The sequence below is a fragment of the Tritonibacter horizontis genome (assembly GCF_001518015.1).
GTDB lineage: Bacteria > Pseudomonadota > Alphaproteobacteria > Rhodobacterales > Rhodobacteraceae > Epibacterium > Epibacterium horizontis.
Genome location: NZ_LPUY01000077.1, coordinates 77,954 through 102,543 on the forward strand (window position 1 = coordinate 77,954; position 24,590 = coordinate 102,543).

Here is a 24,590-nt window from a genome sequence, read left to right on the forward strand (position 1 = left end):
ATGACAGGCTTGGTGGTCTGGCCAGATCCCTCCTGGCAGAGTGGTAGGGGGGGCATCCCCCCCCGCACCCAGTCTTGATTGTTTGCTGTCTTGATTTTTAGCTGCCTTGATTGTCAGCAGCCTTGCGCGTCAGCTGCGCGCCGCGCGGATCTCTTCGATCATGAGCTGAAGCTGGTCCGCAGGCAGAAAGCCACGCAACATTTCGTCTTCCAGCACAAAGGTCGGCGTCCCCGAAATCGACAGCTGCTGCGCCAGCGCGCGGGTGCGTTGCAATTGTTCGGTCACATCCGCGCTGTCCATCCGCGCCAGAATGGCATCCGCATCCAGCGACAGCCCCTCGGCCATCCGCCGCAGCGCCACTTCGTTTGGCTCGCTGGTATAGGCCATCAGCGTGTCGTGAACCTCCTTGTAGGCCGCGTCGCCGGCCTCCAGCTTGGTTGCGATGGCAAAGCGTGACGACAATACTGACGCTTCGCCCAGAATCGGGAATTCCTTCACCACCAGCCGGATGTTGGGATCTTGCGCCAGCAGGGTCTCGATCTCGGGGGCGGCGCGTCGGCAATAGCCGCAGCGGTAGTCCATGAATTCAACCAGGGTGATGTCCCCGTCGGGATTGCCGCCCACCCAGGAATAGCCGTCGTCCTGCAATTCCTGCAGGCTGGCCGCCACCAGGGCGTCGTCGCGCGCCGCTTCGGCGCTGGCCTGTTGGTCTTCCAGAACGTCTACCGCTTCGAGAATAACTTCAGGATTTTCAAGGAGATAGCTACGCACGGCGGCGCCGAAAGCGTCCCGTTCCTCAGCCGTCATTGCGCTCAGATCAAACGCCAGCGCCGCCGGAGCGGAGAGAGAGAGCGCGCAGGCCGCAGCCGCAGCCATGCGTGTCAGGGCAATCATTTCTTGTTCCTTTTCTCGTCTTGTTCAAATGCAATCAATACGTCTTGGGCACGACGCCAGGCCGGCGATCCGTTGGGCAACAGACCCACCGCGCGCTTGGCATGGGGGCCGGCATCCGGCAGTCGTCCCTGCAAAGCATAGCGTTCAGCAGTTACCAAAGCTGCCATACCCGTTTGTTTTGTTTGCGCATAGGCCAGAGACATGTCCCTGAGCAAGGTCGCATTGCGAAAATCAAGTCCGCGCGCCCGCTCCATGGTGGTCAGCGCCGCGCTGGATTGCCCCGCAGCCAGTTGCGCCCGGCCAAGCCCGGCCAGGATCAGCGGCTCGTTCGGGGCCAGTTTTGCGGCCGTGGAAAAGGCCGAAACCGCGCTTTGCCATTGCCGGTTTTCATACAGGATCTGACCCAGAAGATCGTGGAAATAGGCATCATCGGGTCGCTTGGCCAGCAGGCTCTGCATCTCCTGTTGCGCCCGTCTGAGGTCGTTCTGGCGATGCGCGGCGATGGCGGCGCGCATGTGTTTCACATCGGTAAACTGTTCCGTGGCCAATCGTCGTTTCGACCAGCTTGGTGCGCGGGTAAAGGCTGACAACTTGCCCTGGATGCGGGCCAGCCAATAGGCGGCTTCGGGCGAATTTTCGATCTGACCCTGGGCGCTGGTGGCATAGGCCTGCGCCGCACGTATGCGATCCCGGGTCAGCGGATGCGAGCGCATGTAAGGGTCCTGGCTGGCGGCGCCCAGAACCTCTTGCCCGGCAAAAATCCTGTGCAGATCGACCATCCCCTGTGGGTCAATCCCGGCGCGCGTCAGATAGCCCACCGCCGAGCGATCCGCCGAGGCCTCTTCGGCGCGGGTATGGGACAAAAAGCCCCGTGTCGCGGCCGATTGCGCGCCTGCCGCCAGCCCGATCGCCGCCTTGCCGCCACCGGCGACCCCGGCCAGCAGCGCCAGCGCGGTTCCGAACCCGGCGGCAGTACTGGCCGAACGCAGGTTCTGGCCGCGCCGCCCGATATGGCCGTTGGCAATATGCGCGGCTTCATGCGCCAGCAGGGCCTGCAGCATCTCAGGGGTTTCCACCTTGAGGATCAGCCCGTGGTTTACAAAAATCGCATTCTGGTCGATCACAAAGGCGTTGAAGCTGTTGTCATCAACCACCAGAACCCGCAGCCGCCGCGGGTTCAATCCGGCAGCCCGCAGCACCGGGTCCGCCAGGCGGGACAACCCATATTCAATATCGGCATCCCGCAGCAGCCGGATCGACTGGGCCGCTGCCGACAACGGCGGCAGGGCGATGCTGCAAACCAGCAAGGCCATCAGCACGGGCAAACGCAGGACCGCGCCAAGGCCACGCGTCAAACCGGGGCCGCCCGCCAAAAGAAGCGCCGGGAAGAACCCGCCCGGGATTGACGTGGAGGGGAATACGCGGTCAAAACTCATGGCCGCACAATGGGAGATCAGCATGCGAAACTCAAGCCGGTCAAAAGTCGATCCCTTCATTGTGATGGACGTGATGGAGGCCGCCCGTCAGGCGGAGGACGCCGGGCGTCACATCATCCATATGGAGGTCGGACAACCCTCGACAGGGGCGCCGCAGGCGGCCCGGCAGGCGCTGTCGGATGCGCTGGAAACGGACGCCATGGGGTATACCGTGGCGCTGGGTCTGCCTGCCCTGCGCCGACGGATCGCGCAGCATTACGGCGATTGGTATAATGTCGATCTCAACCCCGAACGGGTGGTGATCACGCCTGGCTCTTCGGGCGCATTTATTCTCAGCTTCACGGCGCTGTTTGACAGCGGTGACCGGGTTGGCATCGGCGCGCCCGGCTACCCGTCCTATCGTCAGATCCTGCACGCGCTCGGGATGCAGCCCGTGGATATTGAAACGGCTCCGGAAAACCGCCTGCAGCCGGTTGCGGCGGATCTGCGCGGGCTGGATCTTGCCGGTCTGATGGTGGCCTCGCCGGCCAATCCAACCGGCACCATGCTCGACCGAACGGCGCTTGCGACGCTGATGGAGGCGGCGCAGGCCGAAGGCGCCAGCTTCATCTCGGACGAGATCTATCACGGGCTGGAATACGAGGCAAAGGCGGTCACTGCGCTGGAAATCTCGGACGAGGCCTATGTGATCAATTCCTTTTCAAAGTATTTTTCGATGACGGGCTGGCGCGTTGGCTGGATGATTGTGCCCGAGGATCACATCCGCACGGTGGAACGGATCGCCCAGAACATGTTCATCTGTGCCCCGCACGCCAGCCAGGTTGCCGCACTTGCAGCGATGGAATGCACCACAGAGCTGGAAGCCAACCTTGCGGTCTATGCGCGCAACCGACAGCTGATGTTGGACGGGCTGCCGCGCGCCGGTTTCACCAAGATCGCGCCGCCGGACGGTGCCTTTTATGTCTATGCGGATGTTTCCGACCTGACGACGGACAGCCGTGCGCTGGCGGCAGAGATCCTACAACAGGCGGGCGTGGCGGTTACTCCGGGGCTGGATTTCGACCCTCAACGCGGGGCCACCACGCTGCGGTTTTCCTATGCCCGGGCGACATCGGACATCGAAGAGGGCCTGAGACGCCTTGAAATCTTTATGCGGGGTCGCCTCTGATGCGCCTTTTACCAGGTCTGTTCGCGGTCGCTGTTGCGCTGATGTGTCTGCCTATCGGCGCCAGCGCGCAGGGGTTTTCCGCCCTCGCGCGGGTGTTGCCGGAGCACAGCCGCCTGGTGGACGATCGCGCCGGCGCGCGGCTTGAACTGGGGTTGAGCCAGGGGGTGCCTTACCGGATCTTTACCCTCGACGATCCGCGCCGGGTGGTGCTGGATTTTCAGGAGGTGGATTGGACCGGACTGCGCGCTGACCCCTTTATTGTCTCGGATATTGTACGAGATATCCGTTATGGCGGATATGTGCCCGGCTGGTCGCGGATGGTCCTGGAGCTGGAAACGCCGATGCAGATCGCCGCAGCGGCGATGACGATCGACACGGTATCCGCCGAGGCCAGGCTTGTGGTGGAGCTGGAACCGATAGAGGCCGCGGCCTTTGCCGCTGGTGCCGGGGCCCCCTATGACCCCCGTCTGGATTTGCCCCAGCCCGCGCCGATAAAGACCCGTCCACCCCGAGACGCGGACGCGCCGCTGCTGGTCATGCTGGACCCAGGCCACGGCGGGCTCGACCCCGGTGCCGAAGCCGAAGGGGGCATTGCCGAAAAGGACCTGATGCTGAGTTTCGCCTATGATCTGGGCGAACGGCTGGTGCGCTCGGGCGGGTTCGAGGTGCTCTTGACCCGCGAGGGCGATTATTTTGTCTCGCTCGAACGCCGCATCGCAATGGCCCACCGTCAGGGCGCGGATCTGTTCCTGTCGCTGCATGCCGACTCGGTGTCCGAGGGGATGGCCCATGGCACCGTCGTCTATACCCTGTCGAAAGCGGCCTCGGATGTGGCCTCGGCGAAACTGGCCGAACGGCACGACCGGGCGGATCTGCTGTCTGGCAGCGACCTGAGCAAGGTCGATGACGAGGTGACGGATGTGTTGCTGGACCTGGCGCGACAGGAAACCCACCCGCGCAGCGCGGCCCTGGCCCAATCGGTCATCGAGGCGCTGATGGAGCAGGGCGGGCCGGTCAATCGCCGCCCATTGCGCTCTGCCGGGTTCTCGGTGCTGAAATCAGCAGATATTCCGTCGGTGCTGATCGAACTTGGTTTCATGTCCAGCCCGCGCGACCTTGAGCATCTGACCGATCCGGAATGGCGGGCACGGGCGGCGCAGGGGATCCTGAACGGGCTTTTGAACTGGCGCGAGGCGGATGCGGCGCGGCGCGCGCTGGTCCGGCAGTGACACCGACCGAAAATCCACCGACCCGGCTGGTCCCGGCCGGGCGCGCACCAGCGACTTGTGCTGCTTCTTGCCGTCCCGCCCCAAACATCTGAAAGTGACAATACAGCCGGGCAAGGCTCTGCTATGATCTCACCGACCACGTGCGCAGACGACGTCTGCGCCGCCGTATCACGTTTTGACGCTTGTCATGTTGCGCTCTATATAAGCGGCACCGTGCGAGAAAGGCCCACATAGTGCTTAGGTTTATTCTGTCCTTCTTTGGCGCTGTTTTCAGCACCATAACCCTTGGAATCGGGGTTTTGGCCCTGTCGATTGGTGCGATCTTCTGGGTCTATGGGCGCGATCTGCCCAGCCATGAATCGCTGGCCCAGTACCAGCCACCGACCATCAGCCGGATTTACTCCGGCGAGGGGCAGATGATCGACGAATTTGCCAAAGAACGCCGGCTGTTCACCCCCTCGAGCGAGGTGCCGGATCTGGTGAAACAGGCGTTCATCTCGGCCGAGGACAAGAACTTCTACAGCCATGCCGGCTATGACGCGCGCGGTATTCTGGCCGCCGCCGTCGAAGCGGTGCAGTCGCGCGGGCGCAATGTGCGCGGTGCCTCGACGATCACGCAGCAGGTGATGAAGAACTTCCTGCTCTCTGGCGACCGGCAGGCCGAACGCAAGATCAAGGAAATCATTCTGGCCACCCGGCTTGAGGATTCCCTCAGCAAGGAAAAAATTCTGGAGCTGTACCTGAACGAGATTTTCCTCGGCCAGAACTCCTATGGGGTGACGGCGGCGGCCCAGACCTATTTCAACAAGACCCTCGGAGAGCTGGCCCCGCATGAGGCGGCGACCCTGGCGTCGATGCCCAAGGCGCCGTCGGATTACCATCCGGTCCGCGAACGGGAGCGTTTGATGCAGCGGCGCAACTACGTGCTGCGCGAGATGAAAGAGAACGGCTATATCTCGGACGCCGTCTACGAGGTCGAAGTGGCCGAACCGCTGCGTTCGGTTCAGAACGGCGATTTTGACGGCTTCCGCAACGCGCTGCCCCCGCGGGATTATTTCACCGATGAGGTTCGCCGCCAACTGTCCGAAGATTTCGGCGAGGGCGAGTTCTTTACCGGCGGTTTCACCATCCGCGCCACCATCGACGAGGAAATGCAGACCGAGGCCGCGCTTGCCATGCGCAAGGGGCTGGAGAAATTTGACCGCTCCCGTCAGGTCTGGCGCGGCACCGACGTGACGTTGCCAGCCGAGGTGCTGCAGGACGAAGAGCAATGGCGCGCCGCGCTGAGCGAGGCGGATGTGGCACGGGATATCCTCACGATGGAGGGGGCCTGGCTGCCCGCGGTGGTTCTGGGCCTGTCGGAGAACGAACTGACCCTTGGTATCGAGAGCGTCAGTGGCACCGGAACGGTCCCGCGCTCCGACATCAAATGGATGAAGGGGGATTTCAGCGACAACTTTGCGGTTGGCGATGTCATCTATGCCATGGCCATTCGGGACGGCGATACCCTGCAACACTGGTCGGTGCGGCAGGTGCCCGAAGTGCAGGGCGGTTTTGTCGCGATGGACGTCAACTCCGGCCGGGTTCTGGCGATGCAGGGCGGGTTTTCCTACCAGCATTCGGTGTTCAACCGGGCCACCCAGGCGCAGCGCCAGCCGGGATCGAGCTTTAAACCTTTCGTCTATGCGGCGGCGCTCGACAGCGGCTATAGCCCGGCGACGATCGTGATTGACGCGCCGATTGAAATCGACACGCCGCAGGGGCTGTGGCGCCCCAAGAACTCTTCGAACAAATTCTATGGCCCGACCCCGCTGCGCACCGGGATCGAGATGAGCCGGAACCTGATGACCATTCGATTGGCGCAGGAGGTCGGCATGCCGGTGGTTGCGGGCTATGCGGAACGGTTCGGGGTCTATGACAACATGGGCACCTTTCTCGCCAACTCGCTGGGGGCCGAAGAGACAACCCTGTACAAGATGGTGGCGGCCTATGCGATGTTCGCCAATGGCGGCGAGCGGGTGGAGCCGACGCTGGTGGATCGTATTCAGGACCGCTTTGGCAAGACGATCTATCGCCATGACGACCGCGATTGCGTCGATTGTTCCTGGGCCGAGCTGGACCCGGGCCGCGCGCCTCGGATCGTGACAAACCGCGAACAGGTGATGGACCCGATCACCGCCTATCAGTTGACCTCGATGATGAAGGGCGTGGTGGACCGCGGCACCGCCTCCAGCGTGATTGATCTGCCGGTGCCGACGGCCGGCAAGACCGGTACCACCAACGACAGCCGCGACGCCTGGTTCGTGGGCTTCACCTCCAATATCGTGGCCGGCTGTTACATCGGCTATGACCAACCCCGGCCCATGGGGCGGGGCGCCTATGGTGGCACACTCTGCGGTCCGGTGTTTCAGCAGTTCATGACCAAAGCGGTGGAGAAATTCGGCGGTGGCCCGTTCGAAGTGCCGCCGGGCGGGCATTTCATCAAGATCGACCGCTACACCGGTGGCCGTCTGCCGGACGAGGCCAACGGCGCCTATGTGGTGGCGGAATATTTCCGCGATGGCGAAGAGCCGATCTTTGGCCTGGCGTTTGACGGTGGCTTTGGCATGGGGTCGGATCTGCCGCTGATCGAGGAAGTCAGCGAATCCGGCCGTCAGGTCACCACCTCCAGCGGCGGCACGGCGGTGCTTGGTCCCAAGGCAACCTTTGGCGATGTCAGCTCCGGTGGGCTTTACTAGTCAGCGATGATCTGACCGGGGCGGCAATGCGGCGTTGGCCGCCTTGCCGCGCTCTTGTAGTGGTCCCGGTCGTGCGGTATCACCCAGTTTCAAACCAGACCTCAAGGAACACCCATGCGCGCCGAGATCCAGAACATCGTGGCTGATATCGAAAAATCGCTCGACCTTCTTTCCCAGCGGATGGACTGGGAAACCGCGCAGTTCCGGCTGGAAGAATTCAATGCGCGGGTCGAGGATCCCAACCTCTGGGACGACCCGGAGGCGGCGCAGAAACTGATGCGCGACCGGCAGATGCTGGTGGATGCCATCGAGGTCTATTCCACCATCAAGCAGGATCTGGCCGACAATATCGAGCTGATCGAGCTTGGCGAAATGGAAGAGGACGCCGAAGTCGTCATCGATGCCGAGAACGCGCTGAAGCTGCTCCGGGAAAAGGCCGCCGAAAAGGAGCTGGAAGCGCTTCTGGATGGGGAAGCCGACGCCAATGACACGTTTCTCGAGATCAACTCGGGCGCCGGGGGCACCGAGAGCTGCGACTGGGCCTCGATGCTGGCGCGGATGTATGTCCGCTGGGCGGAGAAAAAAGGCTACAAAGTCGAGCTGCAGTCCGAAAGCGCAGGCGAAGAGGCCGGTATCAAATCCGCTGCCTACAAGATTTCAGGCCACAACGCCTATGGCTGGCTGAAGTCGGAGAGCGGCGTGCACCGGCTGGTGCGAATTTCGCCTTTCGATTCGGCGGCCAAGCGGCATACCTCCTTCAGCTCGGTCTGGGTCTATCCGGTGGTGGACGACAATATCGAGATTGAGGTCAACCCGGCCGACATCCGCATCGACACCTACCGGTCCTCCGGGGCGGGGGGGCAGCACGTCAACACCACCGACTCGGCAGTGCGGATCACCCACATGCCGACCGGAATCGTCGTGACCTCTTCCGAGAAATCCCAGCACCAGAACCGCGACATCGCCATGAAGGCACTGAAATCGCGCCTGTACCAACAGGAACTGGATCGCCGCAACGCCGACATCAACGCCGCCCACGAGGCCAAGGGCGATGCGGGGTGGGGCAACCAGATCCGATCCTACGTGCTGCAGCCCTACCAGATGGTCAAGGATCTGCGCACCAGCCATGAGACCTCGGACACCAAGGGCGTGCTCGATGGCGATCTTGATGGCTTCATGGCTGCGACCCTGGCGATGAAGGTCTCCGGCAAGAGCCGCGCCGACGCCCAGGGCGACGACTGATCCAGAACAAAACCTGCCCCATGACGCGCCGGTTGGACTGAACGCCAGGGGGCTCTCCCGCCACCGGGCCTGAGCCTCGCAGAGGCCCGCCCGGCGTTGGGCCGGGCAGCCGACCGATCGGTCGGCTGTGCGCACGACGCTGATGTTGCACGCTTTTTTTGGGGGCGTTGCAGGGCGTTGGCGGCGGCCTAGGATCCGATGATCAGACGCGAATGACAAGGACACGCCATGACGCTTTGCGACCGGTCAGCCGGGGATCTGGCGGCAGACATCCGTTCCGGTGACCTGACAGCGGAAACGCTGATGGAGGCCACACTGAGCCGGATCGCACGCCGCAATCCGGAATTGAACGCCATTGTTGCCCTGCGGGAGCGCGACGCGCTTCTGGCCGAGGCGCGTGCGGCGGACCGCGTGCCCGAGGCCGCGCGCGGCCCCCTGCATGGATTGCCGATGGCGATCAAGGATCTGGCCAATGCCAAGGGGCTGGTCACCGCGCAGGGGTCGCCGATCTTTGCCGGACAGGTGGCGGCGCAGGACGATCTTTTTGTGGCGCGCCTGCGTGCCGCAGGGGCGATCCTGATCGGCAAGACCAATACGCCCGAATTCGGCCTCGGCTCCCATACGTTCAATCCTGTCTATGGCGCCACGCGCAACGTGGTTGATCCGAGCCGCTCGGCCGGCGGGTCCTCGGGCGGGGCGGCGGTGGCGCTTGCGGCGGGCATGGTGGCCCTGGCCGATGGGTCAGACATGATGGGATCGCTGCGCAACCCGGCCGGCTGGAGCGAGGTCTATGGCTTTCGCCCGACCTGGGGCTGGGTCCCTGGCGAACCTGAAGGCGACCTGTTCCTGCATCCGCTGGCGACCAACGGCCCCATGGCGCGCAGCCCTGCGGATCTGGCGCTTTTGCTGGATGTGATGGCGGGCGGCGACCCGCGCTTGCCGCTTCATCGTGGCGCCCGTCCGGTGCAGCCCTTGCAGGATCCAGGCGCCCTGCGGCTGGGGTGGCTCGGCGATTGGGGCGGTGCCTATCCGATGGAGGACGGTGTGCTTGCGACCTGCGAGACGGCGCTGTCGACCCTGGAAAGCCAGGGCCACCGGGTTGACCGTCTCGCGCCGCCCTTTGCCGCCGAAAAGATCTGGCACTCCTGGATCACCCTGCGCTCCTTTGCGGTTGCGGCAGGGCTGCGCCCGCTGCTGGATCGGCGGGCGCAGTTGAAAGACACCGCCATCTGGGAACTGGAGCGCGGCCTGGCGCTGACCGCGCAGGACATCCAGGACGCCTCTGATCTGCGGTCCGACTGGATGCGGGTGGCGGCGGGATTGTTCGACACCTACGATGCGCTGCTCTTGCCCACGGCGCAGTGCTGGCCGTTCCCGGCGGACTGGGACTATCCGCGTGAAATCGCAGGGGTTGCTATGGATACCTATCATCGCTGGATGGAAGTGGTGGTCCCGGCAAGCCTGCTGGGGCTTCCGGCGCTGGCGGTGCCGGCAGGGCGCGGCCCGCAGGGGCTGCCGATCGGTGTGCAAATGATCGGGCCTGCCGGCAGCGACGCAGCGTTGCTCGGGCTGGGCCAATGCTACCATCAGGCGTCGGTCGGCGCGCGAGAGGGCCGAGCGACCTGAACCGCGCGACGGCTGCGCTACCTGAACGGGGTGCCCAGCTGAAGCATCCGCTTGTGAAACGGAATGATGTCGGGCGCATTGGTAAAGCCGCAGCCGCGCGCCGCGGGCAAGGCGTCGCGGACGGTCGGGCCGAGATATTCATACAGCATCCGGGTCACCCGCTCGCCGCCTTCGCTTTCGCGGATCGTGCGCGCGACATAGCCAATCCAGAGGCTGTTTTCTGCCGCCGAGACCCGCGCCAGGTAATTGAAGGAATAGGTCAAGGTATTGCGACGGCTGAGCACAAAGGCGACGCCATCTTCGTGGCAGGTCATGTAGCCGCGGTATTCGCGCGTCGGGCCTGAGGTGGACAGCCCCTGAAACTGCATGCCCGCGCGCGGTTCATAGCCCTTGATATAGGTGATCCCCTCGATCCGGTGCACATGTACGATGCCGACGACAAAACTGTCATCGCTGATGAAACTGCGGCGGGTGAAGCGATAAAACCCGGTGGGAAAAACCTCCTCGGTGACCCGTGTGATCCCGGTGTCAAAGAAATCCTTGAGGTATTGGCTGTGCACCACAGTTTCCTTGGGCGGATCGAGCGTATCGACCGGCTCCAGCAGAATGCGGGCGTCAACGGCAAAGAAACTGCAAATCCGGTCCAGCACATCGGGGCGCGGAAAACTCTCGCCGGAGATATAGCGATTGAATTGGGTCCGGTTGATGCCGAGGCGCCGGGAGAGTTCTGAAATCGAAGGATAAGCGCGCGAGAGTTTGCGCAGATTTTCACCAAAGACAGTTCTCAGTTCGGCAGGAGATCGGTTGTGTTTCAGCATGTTGGGCCACAATTCGCTAGCATCTGTTTCGACTTGGCGTCACGTCCTGATGCTAACTCGCACCAAAATGAGTGTACCTGACGCCATAGCGTATCAAGCTCGACACAAATTGCAATTCCCAAAGCGCGACTTTGGGATTTTTGAATTCAGGGAATTGACGCACAATAGGATCAGGCAAACGCGAGGTGCGCCATGATAGGGGTTGTCGTCTGGTCAGATTCCGCCAAGAAAAAGGCGGTTATCTGGTGTGAAGACCAAAGAGATTTGGCTTATTGTCTGTTGCCGGAAACGGCGACAGAACCCATGCGGTTTGGCAAGGGCGATCTGGTTGAATTCGAAACGCGGTACGAAAACAGGATGCGTATTGCGGAGAATGTTCAGATTGTCGAAACCGACAGCCGCAGCGGTCTGGCCGATGCATTGCGTCACAGCAAGGCGGCGGACCGACGAGAGGAGGCCAACAGCGACCGCGACGAAAACGACAGCAGTTTTCGCGGTGCTGAGGTCACGACTTTGCCGGTCGCCACGCGCAATGGCGGGCGTGGATCGGTGCACGAGGGGGCAGATCCCGAGGTCTGCGAGATGTGCGACCTGGCACAGCATGACGCCGCGAGATCCCGCGAGGCAAACCCGGAACGGCGGGTCTCTCAAGCTGCGTCGGGGCAGGGGGCGACAGGGCAGGGGGCTCTGCACGCCGACGGTGCCGCACCAGAGCGCCGAACCGTCTCTGCAACCATCCTCCCGTTCCCTGAGTTGATGCGGGCGTGACCTGAAATCCTGATGAGATTTCATTCACTTGCGAAGATCGATGGCGGTCGTCGGGATGGATCAAACCGCCACAACTGGCATCCTGAAATCACAAAACGCACCCCGATTCAGGGTGCGTTTTGCGCTTTGTCATCTTGTTGCCACAGGACAGTCCGGCCCGGCCTGTTGCGGCCTGGTGCTGGCCGCCGCGCGGGTTACTCGCCGCGCAACAGGGCGGCGACACCGGTGCGGGCAATCTTGGTCAAGCCAAGGGGCCGCATCAGATCCGCAAAGGCGTCGATCTTGTCTGGCGCGCCGGTCAGCTCGAACATGAAGCTGTGCAAGGTGCTGTCCACCACTTTGGCGCGGAAAATATCCGCCAGCCGCAGCGCTTCGACCCGCTTTTCGCCATCACCGACCACCTTGAGGATCGCCAGTTCGCGCTCCACAAACGGGCCTGCAACCGTCAGGTCGGTGACCTCATGCACCGGAACGATGCGGCCCAGCTGGGCTTTGATCTGCTCGATCACCTGCGGGGTGCCGGTGGTGACGATGGTGATCCGGCTGAGGTGCCCGGTGTGATCCACCTCGGCCACGGTCAGGCTGTCGATGTTGTAGCCGCGCCCGGCAAACAGGCCAATGACCCGTGCCAGAACCCCGGGTTCGTTTTCCACCAGCACGGTGATCGTGTGGCGTTCCTGCGTGTCGGAGAAATTCGGCCGCAGGTTATAGGCAGAGTGCTTGGTGGCACCTTTTTTGATGTGTAGGGCAGACATGTCAGTCCCTTTCCTCGAAATATCGGGGCAGGGCGGCAACTGCGCCCCGCAACAAACCTGTTCAGATCAGACCAGCACCGCGCCGGAGGACTGGATCACGCCCTGCGTTTCCGCCTGGCCCAGCAGCATTTCGTTATGCGCCTTGCCCGAGGGGATCATCGGGAAACAGTTCTCGTGCTTTTCTACCAGACAGTCAAAGATCACTGGCCCGTCATAGTCGAGCATTTCCATGATCGCGTCATCCAGATCCTTGGGATCCGTGCAGAGAATTCCCTTGGCCCCAAAGGCTTCGGCCAATTTCACAAAATCGGGCAGGGCTTCGGACCAGCTCTGGCTGTAACGTTCGCCGTGCAACAGTTCTTGCCACTGGCGCACCATGCCAAGGCGTTCGTTGTTGAGGATGAATTGCTTCACCGGCAGATTGTACTGGGTCGCGGTGCCCATTTCCTGCATGTTCATCAGCCAGGAGGCCTCGCCCGCGACGTTGATGACCAGCGCGTCGGGATGGGCGATCTGCACCCCGATGGAGGCTGGCGTGCCATAGCCCATGGTGCCGAGGCCGCCGGAGGTCATCCAGCGGTTCGGATCCTCGAACCCGAGGAATTGCGCCGCCCACATCTGGTGCTGTCCCACCTCGGTGGTGATATACCGGTTGCGATCCTTGGTCAGCGCCTCGAGCCGTTCCAGCGCATATTGCGGCTTGATGGTGGTTTCAGAGGTGGCATAGGTCAGGCATTTGACGCTGCGCCATTCCTCGACCTGACCCTGCCACTTGGCAATCGCCTCGTGGTTCACCTTGCGGCCGCGGGATTTCCAGACCTTGAGGATATCCTCAAGCACATGGGCCACATCGCCGACAATCGGGATATCGGTCTTGATCACCTTGTTGATCGAGGAAGGGTCGATATCAATATGCGCCTTGATCGACTTCGGGCTGAAGGCGTCGATGCGGCCAGTGATCCGGTCGTCAAAACGCGCACCGATGTTGATCATCAGGTCGCAGCCGTGCATTGCCATATTGGCCTCGTAGAGACCGTGCATGCCGAGCATGCCCAACCACTGCTTGCCCGAGGCCGGATAGGCGCCAAGCCCCATCAGGGTCGAGGTGATCGGAAAGCCGGTGGCCTCCACCAGTTCGCGCAACAGCTGGCTGGCGGCCGGGCCGGAATTGATCACACCGCCGCCGGTGTAGAACACCGGGCGTTTGGCGGTTTCGATGGCGGCGACCAGCTCGGTGATCTCTTCCATGTCGCCCTTGACGATGGGCTGGTAATGCGAGGCCGAGGGCTTTGGCGGCTGATAGGTGCCGGTGGCGAATTGCACATCCTTGGGCACGTCGATCAACACCGGACCCGGACGGCCCGAAGTGGCAACGTGGAAGCCTTCGTGGATGGTGCTCGACAGCTTGTCGGTGTCTTTCACCAGCCAGTTGTGCTTGGTGCAGGGCCGGGTGATGCCGACGGTATCGGCTTCCTGAAAGGCGTCGGAGCCGATCATGAAGGTCGGAACCTGACCGGTCAGAACCACCAGCGGGATCGAATCCAGCAGGGCATCCGTCAGACCGGTCACCGCATTGGTGGCACCGGGGCCGGAGGTCACGATCACAACGCCCGGCTTGCCGGTCGAACGGGCATAGCCTTCGGCGGCATGAACCGCTCCCTGTTCGTGACGGACCAGAATATGGCGAATGTCATTTTGCAGAAAGATCTCGTCGTAAATCGGTAGGACAGCGCCGCCGGGGTAGCCGAATACCGTATCCACGCCCTGATCCCGAAGGGCCTGAACAATCATCTTTGCGCCGGTCATCTCACGTGTCATCTGCTTTGCTCCAGTTCACGACATCGTCTTTCTTCGCCTCAGTCTTCGCATAAAAAAGCCCCCGATTTTTGATCGGAGGCGCATGGGTTCGATTATGGTCTACCGTCACCGGCCCATGCGCGTGTGTCCTACAATTACGACTAGCCTTGCCATCGCCCAAAGGTCTCCATCATGCGTTGCCGGGGACATTATGGGCGACAGCAGGGAGGGTCAACAGGGAAAAGAACTGTTTTCGGGGTAGATTTGGACATTTTATTACCCGCGAGCACCTCATCGCGACACTTTCCTGTTCTCGAGGTGCGAATCTGGAGCGTTCAGGGCGGGGAAGTCCATGCCGCGGCATCTCTTTGTCATCAAAGGGAGCGCCGCGCCGGGCCAAGCCACGCCCGCGCCGGGCCTCGGCCCGGCGCCCGGCCCAACGGGCGCGGATCGGGGTGTCGCCGATCCTGCGACGGGCGGGAGCCCGCCCCTGTTCCTATATGCCGCGTCCGGTGCCCTGCAGCACGCCATGTTCCAGCGCATAGCGGGTCAGACCGGCGGTCGAGGAAATCCCCAGCTTGCGTTTGAGGTTCTTGCGATGGGTCTCCACCGTGCGCACCGAAATATCCAGCGTCAGCGCCACTTCCTTGTTGGACTTGCCCTGCGCCAGCTCCAGCAGGATGGTCTGTTCGCGGCCGGTCAGGGCCTCGCGGTTGATCCGGTCGTCGCGCGGCGCCAGGGATCCCGCCGCGCCGGTGCAGAGGTATTGCTCCCCCCGCATCACCGCATCGATGGCGATCTTGATCTCTTCGGGCTGGACGTCCTTCAGCACATAGCCGACAGCGCCATGGCTGAGCGCCGTGGTGATGTATTCCGGGCTGTCATGCATCGACAGGATCAGAACCCGGATCTGGGGGCGGCGCTCCAGGATGATCTCCGTGGCGCTCAGACCGCCGACATCCGGCATGTTCAGATCCATCAGGATCACATCCGGCGACAGGTCTTCGGCCTGGGCAATCGCCTCTCGTCCGCCAGAGGCGGCCCCGACCACTTCGATATCGCTATAGCTTTCGAGGATGGATTGAATTCCCTCGGCCACCATCGGATGATCATCGACCACCAGTACGCGGGTCATCGGGTTTTGCATGTCTCTTCCTCTTTGGCCGCCGCGCGGGGGCGGCGAGGCGCCTGGCTGACCCGGCGCCAGATACGCCCGGTTCGCGTGGCGCGCGGCCCTCGGCTAGGGCAGGCGATGCGCCAGCGCGTCGTCTCCGGGGGGCAACAAGTGGCTCAGCGGCAGGCTGGCTTCGATCACGGTGCCGCTCCCGCTGCCGGTGGCGGCGCTGCGAGATGACAGAATGCGCAGGGTGCCGTCAAGCTGTTCCATCCGCTCCTGCATATTGCGCAGCCCGATTCCCGGCCCGCTGCGCATCTGCTGTGCAGGCAGGCCGGTGCCATTGTCGGTGATCCGCATCGTCGCCCCCTTGGCGTGGCCGCGCAGATCCATGGTGACACGGGTGGCGCCGGAATGGCGCTCGATATTGGTGAGGGCTTCCTGCGCAATCCGGTAGAGCGCAATCTTGGCCTCCTGATCCAGGCGGTTGCGAAACACCACGGTAGAGAATTCCGTCTCGATGCCGGTGCGCAGGGCAAATTCGCTGGTCAGCGCCTTCAGCGCCGGGCCCAGCCCGAGATCGTCCAGCACACCGGGGCGCAGGTCCCGGCTGATGCGGCGGACCTCGGAGATCGCGGTGGCAAGACTGTTGACGCCTTTTGCCAGCGGCTCCTGCGCTGCCTCATACTCTTCATTCCCGATCCGCCGTCGCACGGTTTCAAAGGCGTAGCGCACCCCGACCAGCAGCTGGCTGATGGAATCGTGCAGCTCGCGCGCCACCCGGCCGCGTTCTTCTTCCTGGGCATCAAACACCCGCTGTGTCAGCTCCTTCAGCTTGGCATCCGCCAGCCGCCGCTCGCGGATGTTGAGCATCATCCCGGAGGCAAAGACCAGGATCAGCGCCACCAGGGTGATCGCCCCGATATAAAGAAAGGTCCGCCGCACCCGGTTTTCGACCTCGGCGCGCGATATGGCGATAGAGGACAGTACATCGTCGATGAACACACCGGTGCCCACCGCCCATTGCCAATCCTGCAGCCCGACCACATAGGCGATCATCTGCGCCTCTTCCCCGGTTGAGGGTTTCTGCCACATGAAACTGTGCCAGCCGGCCCCTTCGCGGGCGATGTCGATGAAACGATCCACCACCGGCACCCCGCGCGCATCCGTCAGCCCGCTCCAGTTGCGGTTGATAAATTCGGTCTGGCGCGGGCTGACCAGATTGGTGCCATCGTAGTCATAGACAAAAAAGAACCCATCCTTGCCATAGATCATCGCGCTGAGGGTCTGGGTCACCCGCTGTTTGGCCTCGGCATCGTCCGGGGCGGCGGGACCGTAGACATGCATGAACCCATTGCGGGCCTGGGTCACGTAATTGCGCAGCTCGGCCTTCTTGGCCTCGATCAGCTGGCGCTCCAGCACCTGGATTTCGCGTTCGGCCATCGACCGGGATTGCGATGCCACCAGCGCCGCAATCGCCAGGCAGGCGATGATCAGCGGCAGCGTCGCCAGCAGCGACAGTTTCTGGGCATAATTCGGTCGAAACAGGAACCGGATCATCAACGCTCGTCCTGATGTACGCCCCCGCGCACGAGGGGGCGCCGGGGGGCTGGGGTGCGCGGTTCGAATCGTTACGGCAAGCGGGTGGAAAATCAAACCCCAGAACAAGAGGCAGGACAGGCCAAAAACACCAAAGCAGGCCGGCCCGAAGACATTTCATTCCCGGAATGCACAAGCGGGAGGCAAAAAAGCGGCATTTCTACGCAGTAATTGGTATTCACATGTTTCACGGGCAGAGTAGGGTTGTGCACACTTCAAGAAGGCCGCGCGAGGTAGGGTGCATACGTCAAGCACCGAGGCGGTCATTACGTTTTGGGAGGAATACCACATGGATCGTCGATCCTTTCTGAAAACATCTGCAATGGGCGGCTCCGCTGCTGTCGCATCCGCCGCACTGGCCGCTCCGGCCTATGCGCAGGGCAAACGCACCCTGACCATGGTCACCACCTGGGGCCGTGGCCTTGCCGGCGTGCATGACTCCGCACAGCGCGTTGCGGACAGCATCACCGCCATGACCGATGGCGAATTGACCGTTGACCTCAAAGCAGCTGGCGAACTCGTCGGCGCGTTTGAAGTGTTCGACGCCGTGACCGCCGGTCAGGCTGACATGTACCACGGTGCCGACTATTATTTCGTTGGTCAGCACCCAGCCTATGCCTTCTTCACCGCCGTGCCGTTCGGCATGACCGCGCAGGAACTGGCCAACTGGTACTACCAGGACGGCGGCATGGAGCTGCACGACGAGCTGGGTCAGATCTTCGGTCTGAAATCCTTCCTCGGCGGCAACACCGGCGCGCAGGCTGGCGGTTGGTTTTCCAAGGAAATCAACAGCCCCGACGACTTCAACGGTCTGAAATTCCGCATGCCCGGCCTCGGTGGCAAGGCGCTGGGTAAACTGGGCGCTTCCGTTCAGAACATCCCCGGTTCCGAAGTGTACCAGGCCCTGTCCTCCGGCGCCATCGACGGCACCGAGTGGATCGGCCCCTGGGCGGACGAAAAGGCGGGTTTCCAGGAAATCACCAAGACCTACTACGCTGCGGGCTTCCACGAGCCGGGCGCAGGTCTGTCGGTTGCGACCAACCGCGAAGTGTTCGAGGGCCTGTCCCCCGCGCACCAGAAGGTTATCGAGATCGCTTCCGCCGAAGCCCACCAGTGGAACCTCAGCCAGTTCCTCGCCAACAACGGTGCAGCGCTGCAGCGTCTGCAGGCCGGTGGCGTCAAGGTCATGTCCTTCCCTGACTCCGTTTGGGATGCCTTCGGCAAGGCCTCGATGGAAGTGCACGAAGAAAACCTGGGCGACGACCTCTACAAGAAGGTCTACGACAGCGCGATGGCTTCGATGAAGTCCTCCTCGTCCTGGATCAACCAGTCGTCCGGCACCTATACCGCGCAGCGCGACCGCGTTCTCGGCTAAGGGTCCCTTGCGGACACATCATGGATCCCCCGCTGTTCACGCGGGGGATCTCTTTGCACTTGCGGTCGCTGTCTGCGTCTCCGGCCTTGCCGTTGTCAGACCCGACAGACCGTTTTCTGAACTTCCGGGGGAGCCATGCAGGACGACATGAGTATTTCCTTTTTTGGCGCGGTTGGCGGCTTCCTGTGGTGGCTGATCCAGAGTATTTTCGGCGCCTTTTACAACCTTGGCTATGCCATCACCCATCCCGAACTGTGGCTGGGCTGGATAACCTGGACCAACAGCACCGAGGACAAAGAGGCGGTGATGCGCTTTGTCTATTACGGTGGGTCGGTCGAATTCTTCTTTGTCGTCTTCACCATCTTCCTGGTTCTGACGGCCGTCGGTCTCTATTTCCGCGGCTTCATGTGGGGTATGGTGCGGGCGCTTGAAGGCTTTGCCAATACCTGCGGGCGCTTCTTTGCCTGGGCCGGGCTTTTGATGGTGATCCAGCAGATCATTATCGTGTTCATGCAGCGGGTCTTTGCCCGCCCCGACATGAGCTTTGGTCTGGGGATCGGGCTGGAAAAAGACATCTCCTGGTTCGCCGAAGAGCTGAAGCTCTACAACGCCCTCGTGGTGTGTTTCTGCGTCACCTACACATTTGTGCAGGGCGGCCATGTGCGGGTTGATCTGATCTATGCCGGGATCTCTCACCGGGCCAAGCGGGTGATCGACATGATCGGCTCGCTGATCTTCATGATGCCGGTGGCCGTGCTGACATGGATGTATGGCTGGTTCTTCCTCTGGCGCCACCTGATCGTGCCGAAACCCTCCGCCTCTGATGCGCTCGACCGCCTCGTGATGAAGGCGCGCGCCATGCGGTGGAACGTCGAGACAATCGGGTTCTCGCCGAACGGGTTCAACGGTTACTTCCTGTTCAAGATCCTTCTGGTGACCTTTGCGGGACTGGTGTTCCTGCATGCTGTGGCCTTCTTCTACCGCTCCTTCCTTGAATTCGTCGAAGGCGAAGAATCGGAAGGGAAATACCTCGACAAGGATACGCTTGGCGAAGGTGAAGAAGCCTATGAAGGCGCTCATTAACTAAGGGACAGCTCACATGCTATTCGGACTTGATGGCGTCGAAATCGGCCTGATCATCGTCTTTTTCTGCCTTTTCGGAGGCATCCTTTCCGGTTTCCCGGTGGCTTTTGCCATCGGCGGGGCCGGGGTCATTTCCTTCGGGATCATTGCCGCGCTCGACAGCGGCGGGCTCCTCATTCACCAGGCCATCGACACGTCGAGCCAGGCCTATCGTGATGTGGTCAACTCGGGCGTCAAACCCGATGTGATCTCGATATTCCGATACCCGGACTTGCCCCGGATGGCCGAACCGGTCTTCCCGCAGGGCTGGGAAGTGGCGATGGACCGCAACGTGTCCTTCATCGTGAACCGGATCAACGAACGGGTTCTGGCCGGCGCCTCGATCGAGACGCTGCTGGCGGTGCTGATGTTCGTTCTGATGGGCATCACGCTGGAACGGTCGAAGATCGCAAACGATCTGCTGACCACCATGGCACGGGTCTTTGGCCCGCTGCCCGGCGGTCTGGCGGTGTCGATTGTCGTCGTGGGGGCCTTCCTTGCGGCCTCGACCGGGATTGTCGGCGCCACCGTGGTCACCATGGGCCTGCTGGCCCTGCCGACCATGCTGCGCAACAACTACAGCCCGGAACTGGCCACCGGTGTGATTGCCGCCTCCGGCACGCTCGGGCAGATCATTCCGCCCTCTATCGTGATCGTTCTGCTCGGCACCCTGGCGGGGGATCTCTATTCCACCGCGCAGGAATCGCGGGCGCAGGATGTCGGCTGTTCCGATGCTCTGACCTATCTCGGCGAACCGGCGGTGGTTTCGGTCGGCACCTTGTTCCAGGCGGCACTGCTGCCGGGGATCATGCTGGCGCTGCTCTATGCGCTTTACGCCTTTGGCTATGCGCTGTTGAACCCGCACAAGGCCCCGGCCGTGTCCATGGGCGCCGCCAACGAAGAGCCGATCACCCGCAGCGAGAGCCTGACCTGGTTCCTTGGCGTACCGGTCGCGCTGGTCGTCGGCACCGTGCTTCTGGGCAATCTCGGGCTTGTTGGCAGCCAGAGCGTCACCGTCTCCAGCTTCTCTGACGCGGGCCAGACGGCATCGCTGCGCACCAATGTCGGCGCGGACTGCAAGGCGGCGATGATTGATCTGCACGGTCAATCGGCCTGGGACGCCGCCGTTGCCGAGCAAACCGCCATCGACGAGGCCGGCGGCGTTGCCGAAGCGACCCGCCTGACCGAGGACGAGCTTGCGACGGCGCTGACGGACAAGATCGCCAATGCCGCGCCCATCGGGACCGGTATCGCCACCATGATCGTGCTGTTCGGGCTGACCCTGGCTGTCGGTCGCGGTGTCGCGCCTTCGCGCGATCCAAAACCGCTGATCCTGGGGGCCATCGGTCTGCTGGCGCTGGCTCTGGTCGATATCGTGGCCATCTCGCCGACGACATCGCCCTCGGCCACTGTGGTGCTGATGTTGCTGCCGACGCTGCTGGCGCTTTATGGCTGCAAGGAAGCGGCGATCCGCTGTGCGCGCAACGATCTGATCCGGGTGGTGTTCCCGCCGCTGGTCCTGATTGTTGCCGTGCTGGGGTCGATCCTGGGAGGGATCACCAACCCGACGCCGGCCGCGGCCCTCGGGGCGGGTGGTGCCATCATGCTGGCCGCTTATCGTCGACTGAAGGACGAAGGCCAGACCGGCAATATCATCATCTGGGCAACCCTCGCGGTCGCGCTGGCGATCCTGACCGGGGTGAACTTTGACCTCCGGATCAATCAGGAAGAAGTGCCGGCAGAAAGCTATGCGGCGTTCTTCTTCGCCTATGGCTGCTACCTCTTTGCCCTGTTCGGTCTGCTCTATGGCTGCTGGGTGCTGTTCAAAGGTGGCGTGCTGAGCCCCATCGTCCGGGAAACCGCCAAGGTGACCTCGATGGTGTTCACCATCCTGATCGGCTCACAGTTGTTGAACCTGGTGGTGATCTCCTTTGGCGGCGAGCACTATATCCAGCAGTTCCTCAAGAGCTTTGACAACGAGCTGACGGTGTTCCTGATCGTGATGATCGTGCTGTTCATCCTCGGCTTCGTGCTCGACTTCCTGGAAATCATCTACATCGTGATCCCCATCGTGGGGCCGGTGATCTACGGCGGGTCGTTTGACCCCAAGTGGGTGACCATCATGGTGGCGGTGAACCTGCAGACGTCCTTCCTGACACCGCCCTTTGGTTTCGCGCTGTTCTACCTGCGTGGCGTGGCACCAAGGGAGGTCACAACCGGCCACATCTATCGCGGGGTGTTGCCCTTCGTGCTGATCCAGGTGCTCGGACTGGCGATCCTGTGGTTCTTCCCGGCGATCGTGACCATTGTCCCGGCGTTGATCCCGAACTGATCGACGCCAGGCGCCGACCTGACAAAAACAAAGGGCTCCCAATCGGGGGCCCTTTTTTGTGGGGAGGCAATTTCGGATCTGGGATTGGTCTCGGCGCGGGGGCGGGTCCGGCACTGTTGCGCCTTCGCCCGGGACGCGTCGCCGCGCCGGGGGGGGGCGGTCACCGGAACTGGATCAGGTCCCAGCGGTTGCCAAAGGGATCGCGCCAGACCGCCACGGTGCCATAAGGCTCATGCCGCGGGTCTTCCTCAAAGGTGACGCCTGCCGCCAGCATCGCCGCGTGATCGCGGGCGAAATCGTCGGTGGACAGAAACAGCCCGACCCGCCCGCCGAACTGGTTGCCGACGGCGGCCTCCTGCTGCGGGCCGTCCGCGCGGGCCAGGATCAGGCTGCCACTTGTGGCTCCGGGGGGCAGAATGCGGATCCAGCGTTTGCGCCCCTGGTCGATATCCTCGGCCAGGGTCCAGCCCAATGTGCCGCAATAAAAGGCCAGTCCGGCCTCATAGTCCGGCACCACAAGCGAGATGGCATGAAGGGATTGCATGTCGCGCGGGCTACCTTTTGGGCGCAGCGTCCTGCGGCAACTGGATATTGGCCACCTGTTCGGCAATCGGCGCGTTGCACAGCGGGTGCTGGGCCGCATCAAACTGCGCGGGGTCTTTCACCGGCACCCATTCGCCGGCGACATAGACCTCAAGCCCGGAAAAATTCGCCTTGTAGCCCATCTTCTGACTGCCCGGCACCCAGTAGCCAAGGTAGACATAGGGCAGGTCCGCCTCCCGCGCGATCTCCACATGGTCAAGCACCATGAAGGTGCCCAGCGATTGCTGCGGCAGATCGGGGTCGTAATAGGAATAGACCATGCTCAGCCCGTCATCGAGCACATCCGTCAGCGACACGGCGGTCAGCCCATTGGTGTCGGGGGCGATATATTCGACAACGCGGGTGCGGATCGGCGTCTCTTCGACCATCGCGGCATATTCAAAGACATCCATATCCGCCATGCCGCCATCCGCATGGCGCCGGTCGAGATAGCGCCGGAACAGTGCGTATTGATCCTCGGTCGCCCAGGGCGAGGTGGCGCGCCGTTCCAGATGTTTGTTGCGGTTGCGGGTCTTGCGCTGGCTGCGCGTGGGGGCAAAGGCCTCCACGTTGATGCGCGCAGACATACAGGCCGAGCAATCCGAACAGGACGGCCGGTACAGCACATTCTGCGAGCGCCGGAACCCCTGCTGGCTGAGCGAACTGTTCAGCTGATCGACCCCGTCGCCTTGCAGCGCGGTGAACAGTTTGCGCTCCATCCGCCCCTCAAGATAGGGGCAGGGTTGCGGGGCGGTCACATAGAACTGGGGGGCAATCGGAAGCGTATGGCGCATACGGGTGTCGGTGACTTTCTGGACGTATCGGTGAGGCGTGTGTGTCGGGTGGAAATGCTCTGTTGGCGGTCGAAGAATAGCGCGATGATACCAACCGTCCCGTGGCTGACAAGTGGGCTTGTGAAAAAGGGATTAACGCCGCCTTTCTGCAATGCGGCGTCGATCCCGGGTTCTGACCTGTCAGCTGCCGCTCAACTGCGGCTCAGGCGCGGCGTTTCAACATCACCGTGCCCAGCATATGATCGGTCAGTCCCTGACCGCGTGCGGTGGTCAGCATCAGCAGGATCGAAATCACCTGAAGCACCGGGACCGCCATCGACACGGTAAACCCGACCGTATGCAGCAAGGCGCTGCCCCCATCCAGCCGCGCCCCATCGTATTCGCGCAACTCGATGCCACAGAACCGCATTCCCAGCGTCGCCGATCCGTTCGACAGGGTTGCAACACGGTAAACGAACCCGACCATCAGATAGAGCGCCGGCCACATGAACAGGCCCAGAAAGGCCGTGAAGGGCACCGCCAGGGCGGCAAGTGCAAAGATCAAAACACCGTCGATCAGAAAGGCAATTAGCCGTTTCAGCGCAACACCTTCGTAAAATTCGGCCTGAACATCAGGATCGGGCAGGGCGGTCATTTGGGTCTCCTGAAAGAGAAAAAAGGGGCAGCCCCCGCCGCAGGATACGGCGGGGTGCGCGGGTCTGTATCAGGCCTGGCCAGGGGCGCGGTTCGAGGTCTCGTCGTGGTCCGTGTCGCTGTCGGCGGCCTCATAGTCGCCGCGCCGGACGCGTTCGTCCATGAACTCATCGAATTCGGCCTTGTCCTTGGCAGCCCGCAGACGGGCAAGGAAGCTCTCGAAATCGGTTTGCTCCTGTTCCAGACGGGCCAGCGTGTCGGCCTTATAGGCATCAAAAGCAGTGTTTCCACTGGATTTCATCGCGTGAAATCCCCGGTGCATATGGGTCGAGCGCGAGCGGCAGTGAGATTTGAACATACGTTTGCTCCAGATCATATAGGCAAGAAAGGCGAGGCCAATTGGCCAGAAGAACACAAAGCCGAGAACCATGGCCGCGATCCAGGCACCTTTGCCCTTTGCATCCAGCCAGGCTTCGCCTTTGGCTAACCAGCCCTGCTGCGGGGCCGGCGGAAGGTTGGTCGTGTAACTCGTCATCTGGTGTCTCCACAACGTTAGGGTTGGTTTGAG

At 62.3% G+C, this 24,590-nt stretch carries 20 protein-coding genes; 9 read left to right on the top strand and 11 right to left on the bottom strand.

The features are described 5' to 3' along the window. Positions 1 to 129: 129 nt before the first annotated feature. Complete coding sequence (locus tag TRIHO_RS14545) at positions 130 to 894, bottom strand: DsbA family protein (RefSeq protein WP_068245124.1); 765 nt, start codon at positions 892 to 894, stop codon at positions 130 to 132. Then, positions 891 to 2,354, bottom strand: coding sequence for a M48 family metalloprotease (locus TRIHO_RS14550; RefSeq protein WP_068245127.1), 1,464 nt, complete (start codon positions 2,352 to 2,354; stop codon positions 891 to 893). Before TRIHO_RS14550 ends, TRIHO_RS14545 begins: the two co-directional genes overlap by 4 nt. On the opposite strand from TRIHO_RS14550, the gene TRIHO_RS14555 reads away from it, so the two are divergent. The 5 genes from TRIHO_RS14555 (at position 2,353) to TRIHO_RS14575 (ending at position 10,333) form a co-directional block, all read left to right on the top strand. Beyond that, the gene (locus tag TRIHO_RS14555; protein ID WP_068245130.1) at positions 2,353 to 3,498 is read left to right on the top strand and encodes a pyridoxal phosphate-dependent aminotransferase; all 1,146 of its coding nucleotides are present in this window, start codon (positions 2,353 to 2,355) and stop codon (positions 3,496 to 3,498) included. The genes TRIHO_RS14550 and TRIHO_RS14555 overlap by 2 nt on opposite strands. Continuing rightward, entirely contained in the window at positions 3,498 to 4,727 is a 1,230-nt protein-coding gene (locus tag TRIHO_RS14560) for an N-acetylmuramoyl-L-alanine amidase (RefSeq protein WP_068245133.1), read from the top strand. Before TRIHO_RS14555 ends, TRIHO_RS14560 begins: the two co-directional genes overlap by 1 nt. A 233-nt stretch (positions 4,728 to 4,960) precedes the next feature. After that, positions 4,961 to 7,465 (top strand): penicillin-binding protein 1A, encoded by a 2,505-nt coding sequence (locus tag TRIHO_RS14565; RefSeq protein WP_068245136.1) that lies wholly within the window; start codon positions 4,961 to 4,963, stop codon positions 7,463 to 7,465. A 114-nt stretch (positions 7,466 to 7,579) separates the two neighbouring features. Further along, positions 7,580 to 8,707 (top strand): peptide chain release factor 2, encoded by a 1,128-nt coding sequence (prfB, locus tag TRIHO_RS14570; protein WP_068245139.1) that lies wholly within the window; start codon positions 7,580 to 7,582, stop codon positions 8,705 to 8,707. A 228-nt stretch (positions 8,708 to 8,935) separates the two neighbouring features. Next, the gene (locus TRIHO_RS14575; protein ID WP_068245142.1) at positions 8,936 to 10,333 is read left to right on the top strand and encodes an amidase; all 1,398 of its coding nucleotides are present in this window, start codon (positions 8,936 to 8,938) and stop codon (positions 10,331 to 10,333) included. 17 nt (positions 10,334 to 10,350) lie between these two features. Here the strand turns inward: TRIHO_RS14575 and TRIHO_RS14580 are convergent, their stop codons facing one another. Then, a complete protein-coding gene (locus tag TRIHO_RS14580; RefSeq protein WP_068245145.1) occupies positions 10,351 to 11,151 on the bottom strand; it encodes a helix-turn-helix domain-containing protein in 801 nt (266 codons plus the stop codon). Between the two features lie 303 nt (positions 11,152 to 11,454). On the opposite strand from TRIHO_RS14580, the gene TRIHO_RS23580 reads away from it, so the two are divergent. Continuing rightward, a complete protein-coding gene (locus tag TRIHO_RS23580; protein ID WP_165595920.1) occupies positions 11,455 to 11,919 on the top strand; it encodes a hypothetical protein in 465 nt (154 codons plus the stop codon). Between the two features lie 194 nt (positions 11,920 to 12,113). On the opposite strand, the gene ilvN is transcribed toward TRIHO_RS23580, so the two are convergent. From ilvN to TRIHO_RS14605, 4 genes are all read right to left on the bottom strand, one after another. Beyond that, positions 12,114 to 12,674 (bottom strand): acetolactate synthase small subunit, encoded by a 561-nt coding sequence (gene ilvN, locus TRIHO_RS14590; protein WP_068245151.1) that lies wholly within the window; start codon positions 12,672 to 12,674, stop codon positions 12,114 to 12,116. A gap of 66 nt (positions 12,675 to 12,740) precedes the next feature. Continuing rightward, positions 12,741 to 14,492, bottom strand: coding sequence for an acetolactate synthase 3 large subunit (locus TRIHO_RS14595; RefSeq protein WP_068245153.1), 1,752 nt, complete (start codon positions 14,490 to 14,492; stop codon positions 12,741 to 12,743). Positions 14,493 to 14,967: 475 nt separating this feature from the next. Next, on the bottom strand, positions 14,968 to 15,618 hold the full coding sequence (locus TRIHO_RS14600; RefSeq protein ID WP_068245156.1) for a response regulator transcription factor: 651 nt from the start codon (positions 15,616 to 15,618) through the stop codon (positions 14,968 to 14,970). 93 nt (positions 15,619 to 15,711) lie between these two features. Beyond that, positions 15,712 to 17,145 (bottom strand): cache domain-containing protein, encoded by a 1,434-nt coding sequence (locus TRIHO_RS14605; protein WP_068245158.1) that lies wholly within the window; start codon positions 17,143 to 17,145, stop codon positions 15,712 to 15,714. Between the two features lie 328 nt (positions 17,146 to 17,473). On the opposite strand from TRIHO_RS14605, the gene TRIHO_RS14610 reads away from it, so the two are divergent. From TRIHO_RS14610 to TRIHO_RS14620, 3 genes are all read left to right on the top strand, one after another. Beyond that, positions 17,474 to 18,559 carry a TRAP transporter substrate-binding protein gene (locus tag TRIHO_RS14610; RefSeq protein ID WP_068245161.1) on the top strand — a complete coding sequence of 362 codons (1,086 nt, stop codon included), beginning with the start codon at positions 17,474 to 17,476 and terminating at the stop codon, positions 18,557 to 18,559. Between the two features lie 135 nt (positions 18,560 to 18,694). Then, positions 18,695 to 19,642: a TRAP transporter small permease subunit gene (locus TRIHO_RS14615; RefSeq protein WP_068245164.1), complete on the top strand. Its 948-nt coding sequence runs from the start codon at positions 18,695 to 18,697 to the stop codon at positions 19,640 to 19,642. Between the two features lie 16 nt (positions 19,643 to 19,658). Continuing rightward, positions 19,659 to 22,013 carry a TRAP transporter large permease gene (locus TRIHO_RS14620; RefSeq protein WP_068245167.1) on the top strand — a complete coding sequence of 785 codons (2,355 nt, stop codon included), beginning with the start codon at positions 19,659 to 19,661 and terminating at the stop codon, positions 22,011 to 22,013. A gap of 160 nt (positions 22,014 to 22,173) precedes the next feature. On the opposite strand, the gene TRIHO_RS14625 is transcribed toward TRIHO_RS14620, so the two are convergent. The 4 genes from TRIHO_RS14625 to TRIHO_RS14640 all read right to left on the bottom strand — a co-directional run bounded on the left by TRIHO_RS14625 (position 22,174) and on the right by TRIHO_RS14640 (position 24,557). Further along, a complete protein-coding gene (locus TRIHO_RS14625; RefSeq protein ID WP_068245171.1) occupies positions 22,174 to 22,557 on the bottom strand; it encodes a VOC family protein in 384 nt (127 codons plus the stop codon). Between the two features lie 10 nt (positions 22,558 to 22,567). Next, positions 22,568 to 23,389, bottom strand: coding sequence for an arginyltransferase (locus TRIHO_RS14630; protein WP_068245174.1), 822 nt, complete (start codon positions 23,387 to 23,389; stop codon positions 22,568 to 22,570). Between the two features lie 202 nt (positions 23,390 to 23,591). Continuing rightward, a complete protein-coding gene (locus TRIHO_RS14635; RefSeq protein ID WP_068245176.1) occupies positions 23,592 to 24,023 on the bottom strand; it encodes an RDD family protein in 432 nt (143 codons plus the stop codon). Between the two features lie 69 nt (positions 24,024 to 24,092). Then, on the bottom strand, positions 24,093 to 24,557 hold the full coding sequence (locus TRIHO_RS14640) for a DUF2852 domain-containing protein (RefSeq protein WP_068245178.1): 465 nt from the start codon (positions 24,555 to 24,557) through the stop codon (positions 24,093 to 24,095). Between the last annotated feature and the right edge of the window lie 33 nt (positions 24,558 to 24,590).